Source organism: Bartonella sp. AA1HLJMS, from assembly GCF_042197445.1.
In the GTDB taxonomy this organism is placed as follows: domain Bacteria; phylum Pseudomonadota; class Alphaproteobacteria; order Rhizobiales; family Rhizobiaceae; genus Bartonella.
The window spans coordinates 1-2,761 of record NZ_JBHIRW010000100.1; the positions used below are offsets into that span (position 1 = coordinate 1).

A 2,761-nucleotide genomic window follows, 5' to 3' on the forward strand; every position below is an offset into this window, starting at 1 on the left:
TCTTGGCTCTCAAATGCCATATTTGCAGGGACATCATCATAGGGGTGATGTTCCCAGAAATGATAAGCAACGCGCTTACCACTGGCGTTAAATTCAATCCCCATACGAATGTAATTGCCTTCAATCTCAGCAGGTCCATTGTAGGTAAGGTCTAGCATTTCGGTTGGATAAACTTGCAATTGAAGAGGCACGCCAGAGCGCCCATAAAGGTCAACATAATGCAATCTTACAAAGCACTCTCCTGTTAAAAAGACCTCTCGTGCAATGGTTGCTTGCAGCCCATAAAAGCTGGTATCTTCATCATAGTCTGCTTCATCAACCCATTGCCACCATAAGTCTAAAAGCTTTTTCTTTTCTTCTTGAAAGCCTTCAATGCGAGGATAAGGTTTAATCCCATCACTTACAGCCGCAGAGACCCATTCCTCCGTTGCAGACCCATAAAGAGATTCATTGTCATAAAGCCATCTTGAACGGGCAACAATGGTATCACCGCATTCCTCAATGGCTTTATTGATATGTTTTTTGGCGGGGTCAAAACCACCCATACGGCGGCTTTTACTTGCCGCTTCAAAATGGGGATTGTGTTGACGAGAAATTGTAAAAAAGCCCGTGAGTTTATTGATAAAGCCAGCCATTAATAGCCTCGTGATATATTAAAATAGAAAACGCGTGAACGCTTGCGCCCTTCAAGGTCCGCTATTTGTGTGTTCAGCATCTCAAGCGCTCTGCGCAGTTCCTCAACAGAACGGTTGCTTACTTGCTTATCGCCATGGCGCACCGATTGCGCACCCGAATAAAGAGCCTCTTCAATTTGTTCACGCCGCCTTTTTAAGTTTTCAAGTCTTTCAATTTTACTGTTAATTGGTTCTAAAGTTTCACCCACAAATTACCTCCAATCCCCTCGCATATAAGGATTCATCATTGTTCTGAATGGCTTCTTTTGAGGCTGTGCTGTCTGAGATCTTCTTGGAGAAGGAGAGGGCACATGTTCTGATGTTGGCTGTTCTAAAGCGCCTTCAATTTTAAGTTTTTCCAGACGCTCTTCTAAGATATCGACTTCTCGATTAAGGTTTATTTCCGCCGAAATCAGACCTTGTAAAGCCGCATAAGCATAGACCCTACAATCCAAGGCTTCGTTTCTTGCCTTTTCACTTTTTTGCCATTCAATACGCTTGAAGCCTTTGAAATATTTGATGACTTTTCTTTCAGCGGTCAGTTGGTCAAAATATTCTCGATCAAGGCTTTTGTGAAAGTGTGTTGCACCAGCCCCCGATGCTTCAGAACCGGATTTTTTAAACCGTGCTGTGATAATATCTTTTGCTGCATCAACCCCAACAATATAGAGATTAATCTGTCCTTTATTGTTTTTGCTTGGTCGGCGTGGCCAGACTGCACGCCATCCCGCTTGCCCCTTAATCCCCCAGATACGCCGCCCTTCACGCGGGCGTACATAATTATAAACTGCCTGTGTATGTCCACCACCGGTATCAATACAAGCAGCTGTTATCCTAATCCCCTCTTTATAGCCTGGATGTGGCCAGCGTTTTGCAAGATATTCATCCAATTGGTCCCATACTTCAAAAGAAGAGGGATCACCAAGGATCACTTGATAATCAATATGCCAACTTTCTTCACTGCGTCCCCATCCCACCACTTCAAGTTCCAAGCGGTCATTTTGCACATCAATGCCTGCTGTCAACACGACGGATTGTTCTGGTGCAAGAGGGTAATCTTCGCGTTTTGCATAGAGGCTATCAGGATCAATAACTTCGCCTGTTCTGTCCTCCCATGGCTCTCCAAGCACTGTATTAATAAAAACTTGCAAAAGAGCAGGGTCTTCTTTGGCTCTTAAAAATTCGCGCGCAAAATTGCCCCAAGTCAGCCATGGGGAATAGAGTGCCGAAATATGATAAGAGCGCAGACGAGGCTTACTTGACTCCTGTGTTGCGATCCAGCAAGCACCGTTTTCTTCTGCCATTAAGGTGGACTTACGATGTTCGGCATGTTCATGACCACAATGTGCACAAACAAAAACAGCTTTTTCGGGGGCGCCTTTTATCCACTTGATTTGTGACCAAACAATCGGTTGTAGCGTACCACACGCATCACAAGGAACATTGTAATATCTCTGATCACCAAGCATAAAATCCTTGGCGATACGGCTTGTGTCACGGTGTGTCGGCGTGGACAATTTAAAAATTTTACGTTGAATAAAAGCAGAGGTTCGTTTTTCAGCAATTGTTACAGGATCGCCTTCATTATCGACATTCAATGGATAAGCATCGACTTCATCCAAAACCAAATAGCGAATAGGAGAAGAACGCAATCCAGCAGCACTATTTGCTCCTGTAATCATCAATGTCCCCCCATAAAATTCCTTTGAAAACATTGTATTTCCACTGTCTCTTGCACGAGCAGGAGCAATGCGTTCACTTAAAGCAGGGCTAGCTGAAATCATCGGATCAAGACGAGACTTTGACAGTTTCTTAGCGGTCTCCACTGTCGGCATCACATAAAGGGCAGGTCCTGGACTATGATGAATGGCATAACCACAAAAGTTCAACGCTGCTTCCGACATTCCAATCTGAGCCCCCTTCATCACAACCGTTGTTTCAGTCGGATCATAAACAGAAAGATTATCCATGATCTCTCGTAAATAGGGGGTACGTATAGTCCTCCATAACCCAGGCTCAGCACTCGTAACTGTGCTCAAATAACGATTTTTATCAGCCCACTGGGAAACAGTATAAGGCGGGTCAGG

Annotated in this window: 3 protein-coding genes; all 3 read right to left on the reverse strand. The window is 44.4% G+C overall.

Annotated features, from left to right (window positions below):
• On the reverse strand, nucleotides 1–635 hold a 635-nt coding region (locus ACFIQE_RS09425), incomplete at its 3' end, for a phage portal protein (RefSeq protein WP_375707615.1).
• Complete coding sequence (locus ACFIQE_RS09430) at nucleotides 635–883, reverse strand: phage head-tail joining protein (RefSeq protein ID WP_273757285.1); 249 nt, start codon at nucleotides 881–883, stop codon at nucleotides 635–637. The genes ACFIQE_RS09430 and ACFIQE_RS09425, both read right to left, overlap by 1 nt.
• Nucleotides 884–886: 3 nt before the next feature.
• Nucleotides 887–2,761: phage terminase large subunit family protein (locus ACFIQE_RS09435; RefSeq protein ID WP_375707616.1), on the reverse strand; the 1,875-nt coding region annotated here is incomplete at its 5' end.